This window comes from Leifsonia sp. LS1 (assembly GCF_020521355.1).
Lineage (GTDB): Bacteria > Actinomycetota > Actinomycetes > Actinomycetales > Microbacteriaceae > Leifsonia.
In genome coordinates this window covers 450,364-469,705 of the sequence record NZ_BPER01000001.1, presented here as the reverse complement: position 1 = coordinate 469,705, position 19,342 = coordinate 450,364, and the positions used below count along the sequence as shown (strand labels likewise).

The 19,342-nt window shown below is 71.1% G+C and carries 18 protein-coding genes; 2 read left to right on the top strand and 16 right to left on the bottom strand.

The features are described 5' to 3' along the window. Positions 1-1,260, bottom strand: coding sequence for a sugar ABC transporter substrate-binding protein (locus tag LLS1_RS02270; RefSeq protein WP_226653405.1), 1,260 nt, complete (start codon positions 1,258-1,260; stop codon positions 1-3). A gap of 145 nt (positions 1,261-1,405) precedes the next feature. Here LLS1_RS02270 and LLS1_RS02265 point away from each other — a divergent pair, with 145 nt between their 5' ends. Then, positions 1,406-2,083 carry a GAP family protein gene (locus LLS1_RS02265; RefSeq protein ID WP_226653404.1) on the top strand — a complete coding sequence of 226 codons (678 nt, stop codon included), beginning with the start codon at positions 1,406-1,408 and terminating at the stop codon, positions 2,081-2,083. Between the two features lie 32 nt (positions 2,084-2,115). Here LLS1_RS02265 and LLS1_RS02260 read toward each other — a convergent pair whose 3' ends face one another. Beyond that, a complete protein-coding gene (locus tag LLS1_RS02260) occupies positions 2,116-2,628 on the bottom strand; it encodes a hypothetical protein (protein ID WP_223358363.1) in 513 nt (170 codons plus the stop codon). A gap of 125 nt (positions 2,629-2,753) precedes the next feature. Here LLS1_RS02260 and LLS1_RS02255 point away from each other — a divergent pair, with 125 nt between their 5' ends. Next, on the top strand, positions 2,754-3,494 hold the full coding sequence (locus tag LLS1_RS02255; protein WP_226653403.1) for a cysteine hydrolase family protein: 741 nt from the start codon (positions 2,754-2,756) through the stop codon (positions 3,492-3,494). A gap of 74 nt (positions 3,495-3,568) precedes the next feature. Here LLS1_RS02255 and LLS1_RS02250 read toward each other — a convergent pair whose 3' ends face one another. The 14 genes from LLS1_RS02250 to LLS1_RS02185 form a co-directional block, all read right to left on the bottom strand. Continuing rightward, entirely contained in the window at positions 3,569-3,979 is a 411-nt protein-coding gene (locus LLS1_RS02250; RefSeq protein WP_226653402.1) for a hypothetical protein, read from the bottom strand. Positions 3,980-4,011: 32 nt separating this feature from the next. Next, positions 4,012-4,296 (bottom strand): carboxymuconolactone decarboxylase family protein, encoded by a 285-nt coding sequence (locus LLS1_RS02245; protein WP_226653401.1) that lies wholly within the window; start codon positions 4,294-4,296, stop codon positions 4,012-4,014. A 78-nt stretch (positions 4,297-4,374) separates the two neighbouring features. Next, on the bottom strand, positions 4,375-4,788 hold the full coding sequence (locus tag LLS1_RS02240; RefSeq protein WP_226653400.1) for a heat shock protein transcriptional repressor HspR: 414 nt from the start codon (positions 4,786-4,788) through the stop codon (positions 4,375-4,377). Between the two features lie 2 nt (positions 4,789-4,790). Beyond that, positions 4,791-5,783 carry a DnaJ C-terminal domain-containing protein gene (locus tag LLS1_RS02235; protein ID WP_226653399.1) on the bottom strand — a complete coding sequence of 331 codons (993 nt, stop codon included), beginning with the start codon at positions 5,781-5,783 and terminating at the stop codon, positions 4,791-4,793. A 117-nt stretch (positions 5,784-5,900) separates the two neighbouring features. Then, a complete protein-coding gene (locus LLS1_RS02230; RefSeq protein ID WP_226653398.1) occupies positions 5,901-6,548 on the bottom strand; it encodes a nucleotide exchange factor GrpE in 648 nt (215 codons plus the stop codon). Between the two features lie 2 nt (positions 6,549-6,550). Next, entirely contained in the window at positions 6,551-8,410 is a 1,860-nt protein-coding gene (dnaK, locus tag LLS1_RS02225; protein ID WP_223358370.1) for a molecular chaperone DnaK, read from the bottom strand. 191 nt (positions 8,411-8,601) lie between these two features. Next, the gene (locus LLS1_RS02220; RefSeq protein WP_226653397.1) at positions 8,602-10,542 is read right to left on the bottom strand and encodes an SDR family NAD(P)-dependent oxidoreductase; all 1,941 of its coding nucleotides are present in this window, start codon (positions 10,540-10,542) and stop codon (positions 8,602-8,604) included. Beyond that, positions 10,539-12,032: an FGGY-family carbohydrate kinase gene (locus LLS1_RS02215; RefSeq protein ID WP_226653396.1), complete on the bottom strand. Its 1,494-nt coding sequence runs from the start codon at positions 12,030-12,032 to the stop codon at positions 10,539-10,541. Before LLS1_RS02215 ends, LLS1_RS02220 begins: the two co-directional genes overlap by 4 nt. Then, positions 12,029-13,693 carry a glycerol-3-phosphate dehydrogenase/oxidase gene (locus tag LLS1_RS02210; protein WP_226653395.1) on the bottom strand — a complete coding sequence of 555 codons (1,665 nt, stop codon included), beginning with the start codon at positions 13,691-13,693 and terminating at the stop codon, positions 12,029-12,031. Before LLS1_RS02210 ends, LLS1_RS02215 begins: the two co-directional genes overlap by 4 nt. Position 13,694: 1 nt before the next feature. Beyond that, positions 13,695-14,567, bottom strand: a complete 873-nt coding sequence (gene lsrF, locus LLS1_RS02205; protein WP_226653394.1) for a 3-hydroxy-5-phosphonooxypentane-2,4-dione thiolase — start codon at positions 14,565-14,567, stop codon at positions 13,695-13,697. Then, the gene (locus LLS1_RS02200; protein ID WP_226653393.1) at positions 14,560-15,615 is read right to left on the bottom strand and encodes an ABC transporter permease; all 1,056 of its coding nucleotides are present in this window, start codon (positions 15,613-15,615) and stop codon (positions 14,560-14,562) included. The genes lsrF and LLS1_RS02200 overlap by 8 nt, the downstream gene beginning before the upstream one ends. After that, the gene (locus LLS1_RS02195) at positions 15,612-16,619 is read right to left on the bottom strand and encodes an ABC transporter permease (RefSeq protein WP_226653392.1); all 1,008 of its coding nucleotides are present in this window, start codon (positions 16,617-16,619) and stop codon (positions 15,612-15,614) included. Before LLS1_RS02195 ends, LLS1_RS02200 begins: the two co-directional genes overlap by 4 nt. After that, positions 16,616-18,121 (bottom strand): sugar ABC transporter ATP-binding protein, encoded by a 1,506-nt coding sequence (locus LLS1_RS02190; RefSeq protein ID WP_226653391.1) that lies wholly within the window; start codon positions 18,119-18,121, stop codon positions 16,616-16,618. The genes LLS1_RS02195 and LLS1_RS02190 overlap by 4 nt, the downstream gene beginning before the upstream one ends. A 32-nt stretch (positions 18,122-18,153) precedes the next feature. Next, positions 18,154-19,227 (bottom strand): substrate-binding domain-containing protein, encoded by a 1,074-nt coding sequence (locus tag LLS1_RS02185; protein WP_226653390.1) that lies wholly within the window; start codon positions 19,225-19,227, stop codon positions 18,154-18,156. Positions 19,228-19,342 lie beyond the last annotated feature (115 nt).

Sequence of the window (19,342 nt, the reverse complement as noted above, 5' to 3'; positions counted from 1 at the left end):
CTACTTCTTCTCCTTGTCGAGGGCGGCCTGCATCTTCTTCGCCAGGGTCGCGAGCCCCTCCTCCGGGCTGATGCTGAGCGCCCACACCTGGGAGAGCGTCTGGTCCTGGATCGCGGTCCACGCGGCCGTGTTGATGGAGGCCGGGTAGGGAACGGCGGTGTCGAGCGCATCGGTGAACACCGACAGCCGGAACGACGGGTACGCGTCGATCCACGCCTGCTGGGTCCCCTCGTAGGCCGGGATCACCGCCCCGCTCGCAGCCTGGATCCCGGCCGCCTGCTCACCCGACGCGAAAACGGCGAACTTCTTCGCAGCGTCGAGGTGCGGCGACTTCGCGTTGGCGACGTTCGCGAGTCCGTGCACCACGGACTGGTTGCCTTCCGGGCCGCGTGGCAGGGGCGCGACGTCGACGTGGTCCGCGATGGCCGGGTCCTGCCCGTACTTGTTCGCGCTCCAGGAGCCGGACCAGTACATCGCGATCTTGCCCGAGAGGAAGGCGTCCTCCGGGGAGGTGTCGGTCATCTGCTCCAGCGTGGGCGAGACGCCGCTCGTGATCTGGTCGATCCAGAACTGGATGCCCTCGCGCGTCTTCGGGTCGTCGTAGCCGGTCGTGGTCCCGTCAGCGCTGATGACCGAGCCGCCGGCCTGGGCGATGGTGTCGTAGTAGTTCTGCTGGTCGTTGAGCGCGGCGGCCGATCCCCACACGCCGGCCTCCGGGTTCGTGAGCGCCTTCGCTGTCGCGAGGTAGTCGTCCCAGGTCCAGCCCGCCTCCGGATAGGCGACGCCCGCCGCGTCGAACAGCGCCTTGTCGTACCAGACGCCGATGGTGTCGAAGTCCTTCGGGACGCCGTAGAGCTTCCCGTCGACGGTGTAGATGTCGGTGAGCCCCTCGGAGTACTTCGATGTGTCGACGCCGTCCAGCGGCGCCAGCACTCCGTTGGAGGCGTAGAGCTTGCTGTTCGGGCCGTTCATCCAGAACACATCGGGGGCGCTTCCCCCGGTGACAGCCGTCTGCAGCTTCGTCCAGTACTGCGAGAACGGCGTGACCTGGATCTTCACGGTGACCCCGGGGTTCTCCTTCTCGTAGGCGTCGGCGATCTTCTGCATCGCCGGCTGCTGCACAGGGTCCCAGATGCCGTACTGGAGGGTGACCGGCCCGCGGTCGTCCCCTTCCGACGAGCAGGCGGCCAGGCCGGTGACGGCGAGGGCGGCGGTGAGCAGCGCGGCCAGGCGTGTGCGGCGGTGGTGGTGTCGAGGCATCCGTCTTCTCCTTTGAACAGCGGTTCTCGCCCCGGGTATCGCGAGTTGTTAACCGATTAACAATCGATGCTCTGACATTAAGCGCTGAGGTCCGAAAGCGTCAAGAAATCGCTCATCCGGTCTGCGCGACCGATAGATTCCCGCTATGACGACCCCCCTGCTGCCGGTGATCGCCGAGGTCCTCCCCCTCGCTCTCGGCATCGCCCTCAGCCCGCTCCCGCTCGTCGCCGGCGTCGTGATCCCGCTGTCACCGCACGGTGCCGGGCGCGGGTTCGCGTTGCTCGCCGGCCGCCTGGCCGGAGTGCTCGCGGTGGTCGGGGCGGTGACCGCGCTCGCGGAGTACCTGGCCGAGATCGGTGGCGGAGCAGCCTCCACCGGCATCGGCTGGGCGCGCCTGCTGCTCGGCGTCGTGCTGATGGTGCTCGGCGTCGTCAAGTGGACGAAGCGCCCCCGCGGCGACGACGCGGAGACGCCGCCGCGCTGGATGGCCTCCCTCGAGTCGCTGTCGGGCGCGCGGGCGCTCGGGCTCGGCTTCGTGCTGTCGGTCGCCAACCCGAAAGAGCTCGCGTTCGGCGGCGGCGCCGGCCTCGTGATCGGCAGCAGCCTCACCGGGTGGGGCCCGTCCGTGATCGCCGTTGCGGTTTTCGCCGCGCTCGCCTGCGTCACCGTCGCACTGCCTCCCGCCGCCGTGCTGATCGGCGGGGAGCGCTCGACGCCCGCACTCGGCGAGGTGCGCGGATGGCTCATCCGCAACACCGCCACGATCTCCGCGATCGTGCTGCTGTTCTTCGGGGCGATCCTGATCGGCAACGCGTTCGACTGACGATCGGCGGACTCGGCGCGCGCCGCCTCGGCTCAGCGGGGCGCGGTCAGCGTCCAGAGATGGTCGACGCCGCCCGACGACGCGACGACGGCGACATCCTGCGTCAGATCGGAGAGGCTCGTCAGCCGCGTCGTGCACGCGCCGACGCCGAACCGCTCCTGGAACCACTGCGACAGCGGGCGGGCGCTCATACCCCGCCACGCGAAGAAGACGCTCTGCTTCCTGTCGCGCGCGTCGCGCGTCGCCTTCTCGTCGGCGCGCGCGAGGGCGTCCGGAAGCGCGGTGGCGATCCCGGAGGCGATCGCGGCGAGCCGCGGCGTGGTCGTCTCGGGGTTCCAGAACACCCGGATCGCGAGCCCCGTGCTGGTGCCGGCCGCGGTCGCGAAGCTGCGGGAGGCTCCGACGTAGCGTTCCTCGGCCCGGCTCCACAGCGCGAAGGCCGCGGCGGCCTGCTTCTTCGCGCCGAACACGCGCCGGTCGTCCGCGAGCGCGAGGAACGCGCCCGGCGAGGTCAGCGCCTCCGCGATCCGCGGGTAGTCCGGCATCCGCCCTCCTCCGATGAGTCCGCGGGAATCATCGCAGGCGGTCCGACCGCGTCCCCCGGCCGAGACGTGCAGACCGAACCCGGCGCACTCTCGTGAGCGGCGGCACGGAGCGCTAGAGTCCCCTCATGAAGCGCGCACTGATCGTGATCGACGTGCAGAACGAGTACGTCGACGGCAACCTGAAGATCTGCCACCCGGACCTGATGACTTCCATCCCGAACATCGAGGTGGCGATGGACGCGGCGGCCGACCACGGGGTCGCGCTGGTGATCGTGCAGCACGTCGAGGACGAGGACGCCCCCGTGTTCGCGCGCGGCTCCCACGGCGCGGCGCTGCACGAGTCGGTCGCCGACCGGACGCCGGACCACCTCATCACGAAGACGGACGTGTCCTCGTTCCGCGGCACCGACCTGGAGGACTGGCTGCGCGCGGGCGGCTACGACACGGTGACGATCGCCGGGTACATGACGCAGCACTGCTGCGCCGGGACGGCCAGGGATGCGCACGCGCTGGGCTTCACCGTCGAGTTCCTCTCCGATGCGACGGGCACCCTCGACCTCGTCAACGCGGCCGGCTCGGTCTCGGCGGACGCCCTCCACATCAGCGTCCTCGTGACGATGGACTCGGAGTTCGCCGCCGTCGCGACCACGGAGGAGTGGACGCTCGCCGTCGAAGCCGGCGAGGCGCTGCCCGTCTCGAACCTCTGGGACAGCACCGGCCACGTGCGGGTGCCCGGCAAGCACCAGGAGCTGCACAAGCTCATGCGCGAGGTGCGCGCCGGGATCGACGCCGACATCGCCACCGAAGAGTCGCGCGAGTTCTCCCACACCCTCTACGTGGGCCAGGGGGCGTCGACGTCGCTCTGACCGCCCCGACATTCGTGCCGAATGTCGCGAAAGCGCGCGCGAGAGTCGATGCTCAGGCCGAATGTCGGCGGGGGTCAGCCTGCGAACGACATGGCGGCGTTGACGAGGAGGCTCCCGAGCACCCCGATCAGACCGGCACCGCTCGCGCCGAGTGCGATCGCGGCCGGGACCGTCCCCCGCCGCCCGACGAGCGCGACGACCGCGATCGCGATGACCACCAGGTCCAGCACGATGCCGATGGTCACCGAGACGCCGGAGAGCAGGGCGAACGACGCGCCGGAGTAGTGCGTCGTCAGCAGGTAGTGGCGCTGCACCACCTCCATGACGAGGCCCACCAGCACCCCCACGGCTGCGACCCCCAGGGCGACGTACCCGAGCACGGACGAACGACGCGCGGCCGGCCCGGGCGGCGGCGGGGCGTAGGTCACGCCCGGCTGCGCGGGAGGCGCCGGGAACGTCGGCTGGAACGGAGACTGTTCGGACATGATCTGGATCCCCCGATCGCGATACTGCGTGGTCAGGCCTCGACTCTAGCCAGCTGCCCCACGTCATACGACCCTCCAGGCATCGTGATCATCACGTTCATGCGGGTGAACGCGTTGATGAGCGCGATCTGGGCGACGAGCGCGGCGAGCTGTTCGTCGTCGAAATGCTCGGCCGCGGCAGCCCACACGTCGTCGTCGACCCCTGCGCCGTCGGCCAGGCGGGTGCCCTGCTCGGTCAGTTCGAGCGCGGCCCGTTCGGCCGGGGTGAACACGGTGGTTTCGCGCCAGGCCGCGATCAGCGCCTCCCGCGCCCACATTCTTCACGAATGTCGCGAAAGGGCGCTGCAAAGTGGACATTCGGCACGAATGTCGGCGCATGAAGAGGACGACGGGGGTCAGTGCTCCAGAGGGCGCCAGACGACCATCTGGGTGCTGCGGCGCACACGGGTGCCGGCGCGCAGGGAGACGACTTCGCCCTCGGAACCGGCGGCGAAGACGCGGCGGCCGGGGCGGTTGAGCAGCTCGTCGGCGAGCGCGGACTCGAGCTCACGCACACGAGAGCTCAGAGAGCCGACCTGATCCTCCAGCTCGAGGATGCGGCGGATGCCTTCGAGGCTCACGCCCTCGGCGCCGAGACGGGCGATCTCTTGCAGCTTCTCGATGTCGCGCATGGAGTAGCGGCGCGACTTGCCCGCTGTCCGGCTGGGGCTGACGAGCCCCAGCCGGTCGTACTGACGCAGAGTCTGCGGGTGCATCCCGGCCAGCTCGGCCGCGATCGAGATGACGAAGACCTGCGAGTTCTCGTCCACGATCAGCTCCGGGCCTTCGCGAGAAGATCCTCTCGCGGGTTCTCGTCGGGCAGCTTCTCCGCGAACGCCTCCAGGGCCTCCTTGGCCTCGCTGGAGAGGTGCGACGGGACGGCGATCTGGACGACGGCGAGCAGGTCTCCGGTTCCCTTCGCCGTCTCGACCCCGCGCCCCTTCACGCGCAGCACACGGCCGCCGGGGGTGCCGGGAGCGACCCGCAGCTTGACGGGGTCGCCGCCCAGGGTCGGGACCTCGATGGTGGCGCCGAGCGTGGCCTCCACGAACGTGACCGGGACGGTGACCCGCAGGTTGAGGCCGTCGCGCTCGAACACGGGGTGCTTGCGCACGGTCACGGTGAGCACGATGTCGCCGGGCTCGCCGCCGTCCGGACTCGGCTGGCCCTTGCCGCGCAGCTTGATCTTCTGCCCGTCGGAGACACCCGCGGGGATCTTCACCTTGAACGGCTTGCCGTCGGAGGCCTGCAGGCTGATGGTCTCGCCACGGGTCGCGGTGAGGAAGTCGATGGTGGTGTGCGCGGTGACGTCGCGGCCGCGGGTCGGCCCGCCGTAGCCGCGGTAGCCTCCGCTGGTCTGGCCGAAGCGTCCGTTGCCGAACAGTCCTCCGAACACGTCGTCGAAGCCGGCGTTCTGGCCGCCCTGCTGGAATGTGTACTGGCCGCCGCGCTGGCCGCCGAACATGCCCCCGAAGACGTCGTCGAAGCCGCCCTGACCGGCCGAGCCGGGGGCCGTGAACCGGGCCCCGCCTCCCATGGCGCGGATCTGGTCGTACTCCTTGCGCTCGTCGGCGTCGCTGAGGACGGAGTAGGCCTCGCTGATCTCCTTGAACTTGGCCTCGGCAGCCGCGTCGCCCGGGTTGGAGTCCGGGTGGTACTTGCGCGCGAGCTTGCGATAGGTCTTCTTGAGGTCCGCTTCGCTGACGTCCTTGGAGACGCCGAGGACCTTGTAGAAGTCCTTGTCGAACCAGTCCTGGCTAGCCACGGCGCCTCCTTTCGATCGTGATGGTCGTGGTTGGAATCTTCATGATGTGCGCACGGCGGGCGGGCGGAGCGGCAGGACCGTGGACCTTCCGCTCCGCCGTGCCGTGCATCCGGCCGGTCAGGCCGGGACCGAGACGACGACCTTCGCCACCCGGACCGTCGTCGAGCCCAGGCGATACCCGGTCTCGACCACGTCCGCGACGGTGTCCACCGCCACGTCGGGGGTGGGCTGCTGGAAGATCGCCTCGTGGATCTGCGGATCGAAGGGCTCGCCCTTCTCTCCGTACGGGACGAGGCCGAGGCGCTCGACGCTCGCCCGCAGCTTGGCCGCGATGGCCGCGAACGCGCTGCCCTCGGGCAGGTCGCCGTGCTTCTCGGCGCGCTCGAGGTCGTCGAGCACAGGGATGAGGCCCTTCACGGCCTCGCTCACGGCGCGCTCGCGCTCGACCTCGCGGTTCGCCTCGGTGCGCTTGCGGTAGTTCGCGTACTCCGCCGTGACTCGCTGGAGGTCGGCGAGCCGCTCCGCCGCGAGCGCGTCGGACGTGGTCTGGCCCGAGAGGATGTCGAGGTCGTCGTCCGACAGGACGGGCCCCCCGTCACCGGCGGGGCCGACGTCGACGAGCTCCTCGTGCGACAGATCCTGCTGAGACGGCTCCCGGACCTGGCCGGTCTCGGGGTCGATGCGCCGCTTGTCGCGGATGATCGGCTCCTCGCGCTCCGGGTCGGGCTCGCCCGACCCGGGAGCGCCCGGGGTGTGGTCCGACATGATTACTTCTTCTCCTCGTCCTCGACGACCTCGGCGTCGATGACGTCCTCGTCGGAGGAGTCACCCGCCTGCTCGCCCTGGGGGGCGTCCGCCTCGGAAGCTGCGGCGTCGGCCTGCGCCGAGGAGTAGATCGCCTCGCCGAGCTTCTGCTGGCTGGCGTTCAGCTTCTCGAACGCGGTCTTGACGGCCTCGTCGTCCTCGCCGGCCAGAGCCGTCTTCAGCGCGTCGACGTCGCCCTGGACCTCGTTCTTGACGTCCTCGGGGAGCTTGTCCTCGTTGTCCTTGATGAGCTTCTCGATCTGGTAGACGAGCTGCTCGGCCTGGTTGCGGGTCTCGGCGGACTCGCGGCGCTTCTTGTCCTCCGCGGCGTGCTCCTCGGCCTCGCGCACCATGCGCTCGATGTCGTCCTTCGGCAGGCTGGAGCCGCCGGTGATCGTCATCGACTGCTCCTTGCCGGTGCCCTTGTCCTTGGCGGACACGTGCACGATGCCGTTGGCGTCGATGTCGAAGGTGACCTCGACCTGCGGGATGCCACGGGGGGCCGGGGCGATGCCGGTGAGCTCGAAGGTGCCGAGCGGCTTGTTGTCGCGGGTGAACTCGCGCTCGCCCTGGAAGACCTGGATCGCGACGGACGGCTGGTTGTCGTCGGCCGTGGTGAAGGTCTCGCTGCGCTTGGTGGGGATGGCCGTGTTGCGCTCGATGAGCTTGGTCATGATCCCGCCCTTGGTCTCGATGCCGAGGGACAGCGGGGTGACGTCGATGAGGAGGACGTCCTTGCGCTCACCCTTGAGGACACCGGCCTGCAGGGCGGCGCCGACGGCGACGACCTCGTCCGGGTTGACGCCCTTGTTGGGCTCCTTGCCGGTCTCCTGCTTCACGAGCTCGGAGACGGCCGGCATGCGGGTCGATCCGCCGACGAGCACGACGTGGGCGATGTCGCCCACCTTGATGCCGGCCTCGCGGATGACGTCCTGGAACGGCTTCTTGGTGCGGTCGAGGAGGTCGCTGGTCATCTGCTCGAACTGGGCGCGGGTGAGCGTCTCGTCGAGGTTGGCCGGGCCGTTCTCGGTGAGCGAGAGGTACGGCAGCTGGATGCTGGTCGACATGCTCGACGACAGCTCCTTCTTCGCCTGCTCCGCGGCCTCCTTCAGACGCTGGAGGGCGATCTTGTCCTTCGAGACGTCGACGCCGGTCGAGTCCTTGAAGCGCTTGATGAGCCACTCTACGACACGCTGGTCCCAGTCGTCACCGCCGAGGCGGTTGTCGCCGGCGGTCGCGCGGACCTGGATGGTCGAGAAGTCGTCGTCCTTGCCCACCTCGAGGAGGGAGACGTCGAAGGTTCCGCCACCGAGGTCGAAGACGAGGATGAGCTCGTCCTCCTTGCCCTTGTCGAGGCCGTACGCGAGAGCCGCGGCGGTGGGCTCGTTGATGATGCGGAGCACGTTGAGGCCCGCGATCTCACCGGCCTCCTTGGTGGCCTGGCGCTCGGCGTCGTTGAAGTAGGCCGGGACCGTGATGACCGCGTCGGTCACGGTGTCGCCGAGGTACTGCTCCGCGTCGCGCTTCAGCTTCTGCAGGATGCGCGCCGAGATCTCCTGGGCGGTGTACTTCTTGCCGTCGATCTCCTGCGTCCAGGTCGTGCCCATGTGGCGCTTGACGGACGAGATGGTGCGGTCGACGTTGGTGACGGCCTGGCGCTTGGCGGTCTCGCCGACGAGCACCTCGCCGTCCTTGGTGAACGCGACGACGGACGGGGTGGTGCGGAAGCCCTCCGCGTTGGCGATGACCGTGGGCTCGCCGCCCTCGAGCACCGCGACGACGGAGTTGGTGGTTCCGAGGTCGATACCTACTGCACGTGACATATGTGCTTTCTCTCCTTTGTTGCTGGCTGTGTTGCCATGAAAGTCTGGGGTCAAGACTTGAGCCTCGACGACTCAAGACTGTCACCCTCGATCGGGTGCTGTCAAGGCGTCGAAGCACAAACTTGAGTACATCAGACTCAACTTTGAGGAGAGTCGCAGTATTCCGGTCGCGGCAGCCGCGGCGCCGCCGGCTACACCACGCGGTCGTTGCCGCCGTCCACCGAGAGGTGCGCGCCGGTCGTGGCCGGGAGGCCCGCGATGAACGTGAGCACCGCCTCCGCGACCAGAGCGCTGGTGACCTCGACGCCCAGGAGGTTTCGGGTGCGGTACTCCTCGACCGTGAGCCCGTAGTGCGCGGCGCGCTCGGCAAGAAGCCCGGGCGTCCAGATCGCGGTGTCGAAGACGGCGTCGGGTTCGACCTGGTTCACGCGGATGCCGTCCGCGGCCCACTCCAGCGCCGCCACCCGGGCGAGCTGTGCTGCGGCGGTCTTGCTGGCGGAGTACGCGGCGACTCCCGGGCCGGGCGCGGCGACGTTCTTCGTCGACACCAGCACCACACGGCCGCCGCGCGGCGCGACGGCGAGCAGCGGATGCGCCGCCCGCAGCGCCCGGGCCACGGCACCGGCGTTGACCCGCATCGCCCGCTCCCAGACGTCGTCCGCGAGGGTGGCGAGGGACTCGCCGGCGGGGAAGATCCCGGCGGCGACCACGAGTGCGTCGAGGCCGCCGAACTCCCGCGCCGCCGTCTCGACCGCGGCATCCAGCACGGCGGGCTCCGCCACGTCGCCGACGATCCCCCGCCACGACGAACCGTCGAACACATCGGTCACGTCCGGGCTGAGGTCGACGCCGACGACCGACGCGCCCTGGGCGAGCAGCGCCGCAGCGGTCGCCCGGCCGATCCCGGACGCGGCGCCGGTGACGAGCGCGACCTCGCCGTCGAGCGGCCGGGCACGGGCGCCGGAGCGCAGGCGCGCCTGCTCGAGCTCCCAGTACTCGATGTCGAAGCTCAGGGCCTCGTCGAGCGAGCGGTAGCCGGCCTGCCGGTCGGCCGCCTCCACGATGTCCATGGTGTGCAGCGCGATGTCGTGCACGGCATCGGCGGCCGAGCGGGACATGCCTGCCGTGAGCAGGCCCAGCTCGGGATCGAGGATCACCCGCGGGGCAGGATCGATGGGCTCGATCGGGCCGGGTATCCGGTCGCGGTGCGCGTCGACATAGCGGGCGTAGTCGGCGGCATAGGCGGCCACGTCGCGGCCGACGAGCGGAGTGCGCTTGGTGCGGATGACGTGCTCGGGAGTCGCCGTGCCGCGGGAGGTCGCCTCCCGGAGATCCGGTCGCTGCGCGTACCGCAGAGCACGCGACGATGCCGACTGCCGCACGATCAGCGGCGTGCCTGCGGCCAGGGAGAGATCGCGCCGGAGTTCGGCGATGGCCTCGACCGATCCGGCCCGCTCGACCGGCGCCCCCTCATCACCCCAGCGCGGCGAGCCGGCGGAGACCGACGCCAGATCCACCAGCTCGAGGTGGCGGCGCAGGGCCTCGTCGGCGTCGTCGGCGAACGTGAACAGACCGTGGTTGGCCAGCACCAGGGCGTCGACCCCGCGCAGGTCCGCGTCGGCGACGGCCCGCGCGAGCGGGAATCCCGGCATCACATACGGCAGGACCGCGACGCGGTCGCCGAGCACACGCGCCGCCCGCTCGACGCCGTCCGGCTGATCGGTGAGGGCGACGACGGCGTCCGCGTGCGAATGGAGGACGACCCGGGACGGCAGGTGCGCGTGCAACAGCGCCTCGATGGACGCCGTCGGCGCGGAGGCGTCGAGCGACGCCTGCCGGAGCTCGTTCACCATCCCGCTGTCGGTCAGCTCGGTCAGCGCCAGCAGGCGCAGCAGGCGCTCGCGGCGCAGCGGAGCGAATCCGGCGGGCTCGATCGAGCCGAGATCCCACCCGCTGCCCTTGACCAGCACGAGTTCCACCTCGTCGCCGGTGGCGTCGTGGCCGGTCGCCTTGATGGAGGTGTTGCCGCCGCCGTGCAGCACGAGGGAGGGATCGGCTCCGAGCGTCCGGGAGACCCGGGTGATCTCCGCCAGTGCGGCATCCACCTCGGGACCGTATGGCGAGCCGCTCATCGGGCCAGCTCCGTCCACACGGAGCCCATCGCGGCGAGCGCGCGGTCGAACCGGTCGGCCTGGCGCCGGTAGGCCTCGCGATCGGCGCCCGGTGCGACGACGAGGGCGGGGTCGGGGCCGCCCCACCAGCCGGCCGTTTCGACGCCCACCCCGGCGGCGGCCAGGGATGCGACGCCACGCGCGCCGAGCTCCGTCCCGAGCTGGCGGCGCACCGGATGACCGACCACGTCGGCGAACATCTGCGCCCAGAGCGGATTCTTGGCGCCTCCGCCGGCGAGGGTCCACGGGCCGTCCGAGATGGTCGCGCCGCTCGCGCACACCTTCTCGAGCTGAACACGGTGGTACTGGGTCACCCCCTCGGCGACAGCGCGCGCGATCTCACGGTAGCCGTGCTTGTCTTTGGCGCCGAGGAGGGTCCCGGAAGCGCCGAGGTGCTCCGGCGCGCCGTGCACGAACGGGAGGAAGAGGAGGCCGTCGGCGCCCGCCTCCACCGTCGAGGCGGCGTGCAGCAGGTCGCGCGGGGTGACCGCGTCGGCGGCCACGCTCGACATCAGCGTCGAGAACCACTCGACTCCCGCGGCGGAGGTGGGTGCGACCTCCTGGGCCAGCATGTGACGGGGGTCGGGGAGCAGCGCGTTGAGCGTCACCCGTGGCGGCTCGGCATCGGCGGGGACGACGACGGAGTTGATCGCCCAGGTGCCGACGATGATCGTCACATCGCCCGGCCGGACGGCGCCGGCCCCGATCGGGCTCGCGACGCAGTCCATGCATCCGGCGACGACGGGGGCGCCGGCCGGGAGGCCCGTGGCGGCGGCGGCTTCTGCGGTCACGGTGCCCACGACCTCATCGGAGCGCGACAGCGGCGGCAACAACCGCATCAGGTCGCGTGGGAGGCCGAGCAGATCGAACACGGCGGGCTCGTAGGTGCGCGCCGCGAGGTCGACCAGGCCACAGGCGGAGGCGTCCGAGTAGTCGGCGCTCGGTCGGCCGGTGAGGCGGGAGGTGATCCAGTCCTTGCAGCTCAGGGCCCACCTCGCGCGCCCGAGGGCCTGCGGCTCCTCATCGAGAAGCCAGCGGAGCAGTACACCGGGCTGGCCCGCCCACGGGACGGAACCGGTGACCCGACGCACCGCCTCCACCTCGACGGGATCGAGGGCGGCGACGATCCGCTCGGCGCGGCTGTCGGTGGAGGCGAAGGCCGCCCGCACGGGGCGCAGCTGCTCGTCGACGAGGTAGAGGCCGTTGCCGTGACCGGTGGCGCCGATGCCCGAGATGGTCCAGCCTTCGGCCGTGAGCCAGCCGGTGAGCTCGGCGAGCACGCCGGCGACGACGTCCCACAAGGCCGCCATGTCGATCTCCTGGCGGTCCGCGGCGACGGCCACGCGCGGGTTGGCCGCGGACACCGCGCGCAGTTCGGCGCCGGCCTCGTCGAACGCCGCGGCCTTGGCGGCCGTGAGGCCGACGTCGATCCCGATCAGGCAGTGCTTCATTCCGTGCTTCCTCGCATGGTCCCGGCCTCGCGCTCGGCGTCGAGAGCGCGGGGCTTGAAGCGTCGCATCGCGGCGCGGTAGCGGTCAAGTTCGCGCTCGGCGCGCTCGGCGGTCCAGTCGCGATTGGCGACCAGGACGGCGGCGACCGCCGGGGCCGCGGCGAGGCCGACATCGCTGTTGAGCGCGACCGCCATGCGGCGGAGGACGACGTCCTCGAGGCTGAGGGCGCCCTCCTCCCGGACCGCGTGCACCGCCTCTGCGGCGATCGCCCCGGTCTCGGGGTCGACCACCTCGCCGAGCGTGGGCGTGTCGACGACGAGCCGCTCGATGCGCTCGGCGACGACGCCGTAGGTGTCGACCAGACGCGCCGCGGTACTCGGGGGCAGGGTGGATTTCGCCACGAACCGGCTGCGATAGGCCGGCCAGTCGCCCTCGGGCGCACCGGGCAGTCGCGCCGCGCGGGTCGGCGACGGGCCGGGGCGGCGACCGAGCTCCCGCTCCAGGCGGCGCGCCACCAGTTCGCCGAGCGCGCGATGCGTGGTCAGCTTGCCGCCGATGATGGTCACCAGGCCGGCGTCGGCGCCCGAGTGCACGACGATCTCGTGGTCACGGCTGACCGTGGACGGATCGTCCACGTCGCCGACGTAGGGCAGGGGACGCACGCCCGAGTAGGACCACAGCACGTCGTCGGCCCCGAGCCGCGCCTCCGGGATGAGCGCGTTGACGGCGCCGAGCAGGTACGCGGTCTCGTCGTCGTCGATCACGACATCGTCGATGGAGCCGTCGTACGGCAGGTCGGTGGTGCCGATCATGTACTTGCCCTCCCAGGGCAGCACGAACATCGGCCGGGCGTCGTCCGGCGACTCGAAGAAGATGCAGGTGTCCGGCGCGCCGGGGAAGGCGGCCACGACGAGATGGCTGCCCTTGGTCGGCCCCATCCGACGATCGTGCGCGCCGGCGAGGTCGAGCACGCTGTCGACCCAGGGGCCGGCGGCGTTGACGACCAGACGGGCGGGCACCGTCTTCGTCTCCCCGGTCTCCCGATCGCGGTAGCGGAGGCCGGCGATACGTCCACCGACCCGCACGAGGGACTCGACCGGGGCGTGGGTGGAGACGATGGCGCCACTGCGCTGCGCGTCCACGGCCAGTTCGACCGCGAGCCGCTCGGTGACGGGCACGTTCGCGTCGTGGAACAGGCCGCCCCAGCGCAGCCCGGCCGCGGCCAGCGCGGGCCACTCGCGCTCCAGCCGCCGGCGGAAGACGATGCGGTTGAAGGGCAGCGGCTTGCCGAGCGACAGCACATCGTGCAGCATCAGACCGCACGCGAGCAGCCAGCCGGGCCGGCTCTGCTGCTTCGAGAACGGGATGAGCATCGGGTAATGGTGCACCAGGTGCGGAGCCTTCGCGAGCAGGATGTTGCGCTCACGGATCGACTCATGGACGAGGTTCAGCTCGAACCGCTCGAGGTACTTGAGCCCGCCGTGGATGAGGCGCGTCGAGATCGCCGAGGTCCGGGCGGCCAGGTCGTCCTGGTCGAACACGGCGACGCTCAGGCCGCGCGCGGCGGCCTCGCGGGCCACGGCAAGACCGTTGATGCCCGCGCCGATCACGGCGACGTCGACCGACGGGATCTCCGGGGTGTAGGTGGTGAGGGCCGGCATGTCAGTGCGAGAGCTGCTCGAAGAGAGCGAACGCGTCGTCGGCGGTGAGGCCGTCGTGGACGACGCCGCGGACCGCCGAGAGCATCGCCGCCGGATGCTCCGACTGGAACACGTTGCGGCCCATGTCGACGCCGGCGGCACCCTCCTGGATCGCGCGGTACGCGACGCGCAGAGCCTCGCGCTCCTCCACCTTCTTGCCGCCGGCGATCACGATCGGGACCGGGCACGCGCTGGTGACGGTCTCGAACCCGTCCTCGACGTAGTAGGTCTTGACGAACGCGGCCCCGAGCTCGGCCGCGATCCGCGTGGCGAGACGGAAGTACCGCGCATCGCGCACCATGTCACGCCCCACCGCGGTCACGGCGAGCACCGGGATGCCCGCGGCCTGGCCCTGGTCGACCAGTGTCGTGAGGTTGCGGACCGAACGGCTCTCGTTCTCCGAGCCGACGAAGACCTGCACGGCCAGTGCGGCGGCGTCGAGGCGCACGGCGTCGTCGATGCCGACGGCCAGATCCTCCGCGCTCAGGTCGCCGAGCACGCTGGGTCCGCCGCTCGCGCGCAGCACGACCCCTTTGCCTGTCGTCGCCGGGATGGTGGTCCGCAGTGCGCCGCGCGTGCACATCAGGGCATCCGCCTGCGGGATCAGCGGCACGATCGAGCGGTCGAGCCGCTCGAGGCCCGAGGTCGGCCCCTGGAAGTAGCCGTGGTCGAAGGCCAGCATGACGGTCTTGCCGTCCGTCGGGTCGAACACCCGGGAGAGGCGGGCGCGCATCCCCCAGTCCTGCCCAGCGAGGCCCTTGAGCGGGAAGTCGCCCGCCTGGGGGGCGGCGCCGGTGAAATCGGTCCCGTCGCGGAGGTCGTCGAGGTCAGCCATGGGTGTTCTCCTTCTTCTTTGCGGTCATGGTCAGGGAGTCGCGCAGACGCGCGAGGGCGGAGCGGCCGGTGCCGGTGGCCGCCGCCGAGACGACGACGACCGCGACCACGAGGACGCCCTTGAGGATGTTCTGGGCGCCGACGCTCCAGCCGACGAGGTTGAGCAGGCCCGACAGCAGCACGAAGAACAGCGCGCCGGTCCAGGCGCCGACGGGGACGGCACGGCCGCCCGAGATCAGGGTGCCGCCGATCACGACGACGGCGACCGAGTCGAGCATGTAGGAGGTGCCGAGCACGGTGCTCGGCGAGATGAAGGCGGCGAGCAGCCCTCCGGCGAGGCCGGCCAACGCGCCGCTGACCACGTAGGTGATTGCGGTGACCCGCCAGACACGGACGCCCGCCCGTTCGGCGGCCCGCGGGCTCTGACCGACGGCGAGCACGCCGAGCCCGAAACGCGTGCGGGCGAGCACGACCGCGACGAGAGCGGTGACGACGACCACGAGCAGCGCCATCACCGGGACGCCCAGGAGCTTCGCGTTGACGAAGGTGCGGAGACCGGCCCCCGCAGTCGCACGGTTGCTGTCGGCCAGGAGCAGCGTGCAGGACTGCACGATCAGGCTCGTCGCGAGGGTCGCGATGATCGGAGGGACCCGCAGCACCAGGATGGCGACCACGCTCACGAGTCCCGCGGCGACCCCTGCGCCCACCGCTGCCGCGACACCGATGACTGGTCCGGCGGCCGCACCGACGCCCACGGCGACGTACGACGCCATCGACACCACAGTGCCGACCGACACATCGATGTTGCCCGGGCCGAGCGTGATGACGAGCATCTGCCCGAGCGCCACGAGGACGAGGAAGGGCGCCAGCGAGAGCGCCTGCGCCAGCGGTTCGAAGGGCTGGCCGGGCCGCACGGCGACGATGCACAGCCAGACGGCCAGCACGCCGATCAGGGACCAGCCCCAGGCCGGCCAGCGGAGCCGGGACCGCGCGCCGACCTGCGTCGGCAGGGTGGGCGCGGGCGGAGGAGTCGAGGTGGAGGTGGTCATCTGCTGAACCTCTCGGTGACGATGCGGCCGGCCAGCACCGCGAGCACGATCACACCCTGCGCGCCCGCCTGCATGCTCGAGGGGAGCGCGACGAGGCTGAGGAGCACCGAGATGAGGCCGAGGGTGACGGCGCCGAGAGCGGTGCCGATGGGGAGGGCGCGGCCACCGGAGAAGGTGCCGCCGCCGAGGATCACCGCGGCGATGGTGGTGAGGGTGAAGTTGCTCGCGGAGTTGATGTCGCCGGAGCGTGTCTGCGCGGCGAGCAGGAGCCCGGAGACGACGATGAGGAGGGCTGCGAACACGTAGGCCGTCACACGGGTCCTCGTCGGCGACCAACCGGCCTTGTCGAGGGTGGCGGCGCTGGAGCCCAGCGCACGCATCCGGGCGCCCGCGCGGCTGCGCCGGACGATCCACCAGCCGAGCACGGCGGCTATCGCGATGAAGGCAAGCGGCGGCGGCACCACCGTGCTGCGCCAGGAGCCGATGGCGGTGAGCCACGCCGGTGTGGCGCCTCCCGGCGTCGGGAGGAGTTGCAGGCCGAGGCCCAGCCAGACGAACGACATGCCGAGGGTCACGATGATGGAGGGGACCCCGCGCTTCTGCACGATCACCGCCAGCACGGCGTAGACGGCCGGCACCCCGGCGAGCAGGACGACGCCGAGCAACGGACTGGTCGCGAGCACGGTCGCCGCGATCACGGTGACGAGCCCGACCAGGTTGCCGATGCCGAGGTCGATGTCGCCGACGGACATCACGATCATCTGCGCCTGCGCGGCGAAGACCAGCGGGACGGCCGACATGAGCATGAGGCTCAGACCGGTGACGGAGAGGATGCCGGGCTGGATCGCCGCCGCGATCGCCACGATCACGACGAGGGCGACGAGCGAGAGCAGCGCCGGGGAGCCCTGGGCGACGGCCGCGCGCAGGCGCACGGCGGTCGCCGGTCGACCCGTGCCGCGCGATGCCGGCGCAGCCGCCCGGGCGGACGCGGTGGAGGCGGTCATCGGGCCGTCCCTTCGTCGAACGAGTGGGCGATGATGTGCTCCTCGGTGTTCGTGTCGCCGGCCAGCTCGGAGACGATCCGGCCGCCGCGCAGCACGTAGACGCGGTCGCAGTGAGCCATCTCGGCGTTCTCGGTGGAGTACCAGACGATGGCGCGCCCGGCGGCGGCCTCCGTCTTCATGAGGGTGTAGAGCTCGTTCTTCGTCGCCACGTCGACCCCGCGGAACGGGTCGTCGAGCAGCACGAGCGCGGCGTCGGTCGCGAACGCGCGGGCGACCAGCACCTTCTGCTGATTGCCGCCGCTGAGCGCGGTGATCGGGGTACCGGCGGCGCCGCGGATGCGCAGCGCCTCGATCCAGCGCGCCGCGAGGTCGCGCTTGGCCCGCGCGTCGACGACGCCCGCGGTGCTGATGCCGCGGAGGGCGGCGATCGTGAGGTTCTGTGCGACGTTCCAGAGCGGGAGGATTCCGGAGGTCTGCCGGTCGCCCGGCACGTAGGCGCGCCGCTGCGGTGCCCGCACTCCCCGGGTGAGCGTCCCGGCCGACCAGAGCCGGGCCAGCACCGCCTCCTGCCCCTGGCCGGCGAGGCCCGCCAGCCCGATGATCTCGCCCGAGCGCACGGCGAACGGGATGCCGTCGCCGCGGATCTCGGCCACGACCTCCCCCGCCTGCCGCGCGTCGGCCGCCGCCTCCGCCTCCGCGGCCGCGTGCACCTCCCCTCCCATCGCGTGCAGGAGCACCGACTCGTCCGCCCCCGCGAAGACACCGGCCACGGCGCCGTCGCGCATGACCGCGACGCGGTCGCTGTGAGCGGTGACCTCCGCCATGCGGTGGGAGATGAGGAGAACGCTGGTCCCGTCGGCGGTCAGCCGGTGCAGGTGCGCGTAGAGCTGGTCGGCGGCGTCCACTCCGAGCGACTCGGTCGGCTCGTCGAGGATGAGCAGGCCGAGTCGCTCGGTGCAGAGCGCGCGGGCGATCTCGACCATCTGGCGCTGAGCCAGCGTGAGTTCGCCGACGCGCCTGACGACCGCGATCCCGTGCCCGGGGAACACGGTGTCGAGCACCTCGCCGATCCGCCGCTCCGCGCGTGCCCGCCACCCGAAGGGGGCTGCGCGCCGCGGATCGGAGAGGTACGCGTTCTCGGCGACGGTCAGGTCGGCGCAGAGCGCGAGCTCCTGGTACACCATCCGCACCCCCGCCGCAGCGGCCGTGCGGGTGTCCCACGGCCGCCCGACGGCGGTGTCCCGCGCCGTCACGGCGCCCGAGTCGGGTCGCTCGCGTCCGGCGAGGATGCGCATGAGCGTGCTCTTGCCCGCGCCGTTGTGACCGACGAGCCCGAGGATCTCGCCGCGTTCGACGTGCAGGTCGACACCGGTGAGCGCGCGGGTGCTCCCGTAGCGCTTCGTGACGCCGCGCGCGACGATGGTCGCCGTCGCGCCGGCCGCAGCCTCCGGAGCCGCGGCAGGCGCCGCGCCCCCGGTGGCCGGTTCGATCGTCGTTGGCATGGGTCCTCCTCGAACTCGCCGGTCATTCCGCGCTAGCGCAGCGCGGGAGCCTCGGCGTCCTTGCCGTCCGCGACGGCCGCGATGGCGGCGTCGACGCTCTTCTGGTCCCACGGGTAGGCGGCGTACTCGTCGGCCGAGAGCGTGCCCACCCAGTAGTCGAGGTCGTCCTGGCCGATCTCGAGCAGCGGGAGCACGACGGTGGAGGGCACCTTCTTGCCCGCCAGCAGATCGAGGCCGACGTACAGCGCGGCGACGCCCTGGCCCGGGTCGGTCAGCGCGGCGAAGGAGCCGTTGTCGATACCGCGCTCCTTCCAGAAGCTGAGCGACTTGCCGTCGGTGTCGAAGACGACGACGGGGTCCGGCCGGCCGGCGGACTCGAAGGCCTGCACGACGCCCATGCCGCCGATGCAGCCGGGCACCGCTGCGATCTGAGGCAGCGACCCGAGCACCGAGACGATCTCCTTCTGGGCGGTCGAACCGTCGCAGTAGCCGTTGACCTCCGCCGCGACCGTGACATCCGGGTAGTCCTTGAGGATCTCGTGCTGCCGCTTGTTGAACTCCTCCTCCGGCTGCGACCCGATGACACCGCGGTTGATGATGATGTCGCCCTTCCCGCCGATCGCCTTCAGCGCCGGCACGAGGGAGACCTCGCCCCACTTGGCGTAGTCGTTGCGGACGACGTGCGCGCACGGCGCCTTCATGTCCGCATCGAGGACGAGCACCGTGATGCCCGCATCGCAGGCCTCCTCCACGGCCGGCACGAGCGCCGTCGACGACGCCGGGATGACGACCAGCATGTCCGGCTTCTGGAGCACCAGGCTGCGGATCTGCGACGCCTGCTCGGTCGCGCTGTTCTCGCCGGGAGCGTTGACGGTCGTGTACTTCGAGACGACGCCGTCCTTCTTGAGCTTCTCGGCGGCCTTCTCGAACTTGTCGATCAGGGTGAGCCGCCAGCCGTTCACGAAGCCGTTGCTCAGAGCGACGGAGATGCCGCTCGTCTTGCCCGATCCGCCGTCTCCGACGGCGCCGGCCGAGCAGCCGGTCAGTGCGAGGGCCGCCGTGACGGCGGCGACGACGCCGATGCGGCGCCAGGATCCAAACGACATTGTTCTGCCTCCAGGGGTTCGCTTCTCTGCGAAGGGTTCGTCACCTTGTCACGTCCAACTCATCATGACAAGCTTGTAGTGACAAGACCTTAGACAGTAGCCTGGCGGAGTGTCA

What these genes read in the sequence shown, in the direction of transcription:
- LLS1_RS02255 (WP_226653403.1), top strand. Translation starts at nt 2,754, where the DNA reads ATGAAGCGCGCACTGATCGTGATCGACGTGCAGAACGAGTACGTCGAC.
- LLS1_RS02250 (WP_226653402.1), bottom strand. Translation starts at nt 3,979, where the DNA reads ATGTCCGAACAGTCTCCGTTCCAGCCGACGTTCCCGGCGCCTCCCGCG.
- LLS1_RS02230 (WP_226653398.1), bottom strand. Translation starts at nt 6,548, where the DNA reads ATGTCGGACCACACCCCGGGCGCTCCCGGGTCGGGCGAGCCCGACCCG.
- LLS1_RS02260 (WP_223358363.1), bottom strand. Translation starts at nt 2,628, where the DNA reads ATGCCGGACTACCCGCGGATCGCGGAGGCGCTGACCTCGCCGGGCGCG.
- LLS1_RS02215 (WP_226653396.1), bottom strand. Translation starts at nt 12,032, where the DNA reads ATGAAGCACTGCCTGATCGGGATCGACGTCGGCCTCACGGCCGCCAAG.
- dnaK (WP_223358370.1), bottom strand. Translation starts at nt 8,410, where the DNA reads ATGTCACGTGCAGTAGGTATCGACCTCGGAACCACCAACTCCGTCGTC.
- LLS1_RS02210 (WP_226653395.1), bottom strand. Translation starts at nt 13,693, where the DNA reads ATGCCGGCCCTCACCACCTACACCCCGGAGATCCCGTCGGTCGACGTC.
- LLS1_RS02220 (WP_226653397.1), bottom strand. Translation starts at nt 10,542, where the DNA reads ATGAGCGGCTCGCCATACGGTCCCGAGGTGGATGCCGCACTGGCGGAG.
- LLS1_RS02270 (WP_226653405.1), bottom strand. Translation starts at nt 1,260, where the DNA reads ATGCCTCGACACCACCACCGCCGCACACGCCTGGCCGCGCTGCTCACC.
- lsrF (WP_226653394.1), bottom strand. Translation starts at nt 14,567, where the DNA reads ATGGCTGACCTCGACGACCTCCGCGACGGGACCGATTTCACCGGCGCC.
- LLS1_RS02185 (WP_226653390.1), bottom strand. Translation starts at nt 19,227, where the DNA reads ATGTCGTTTGGATCCTGGCGCCGCATCGGCGTCGTCGCCGCCGTCACG.
- LLS1_RS02265 (WP_226653404.1), top strand. Translation starts at nt 1,406, where the DNA reads ATGACGACCCCCCTGCTGCCGGTGATCGCCGAGGTCCTCCCCCTCGCT.
- LLS1_RS02190 (WP_226653391.1), bottom strand. Translation starts at nt 18,121, where the DNA reads ATGCCAACGACGATCGAACCGGCCACCGGGGGCGCGGCGCCTGCCGCG.
- LLS1_RS02200 (WP_226653393.1), bottom strand. Translation starts at nt 15,615, where the DNA reads ATGACCACCTCCACCTCGACTCCTCCGCCCGCGCCCACCCTGCCGACG.
- LLS1_RS02245 (WP_226653401.1), bottom strand. Translation starts at nt 4,296, where the DNA reads ATGTGGGCGCGGGAGGCGCTGATCGCGGCCTGGCGCGAAACCACCGTG.
- LLS1_RS02195 (WP_226653392.1), bottom strand. Translation starts at nt 16,619, where the DNA reads ATGACCGCCTCCACCGCGTCCGCCCGGGCGGCTGCGCCGGCATCGCGC.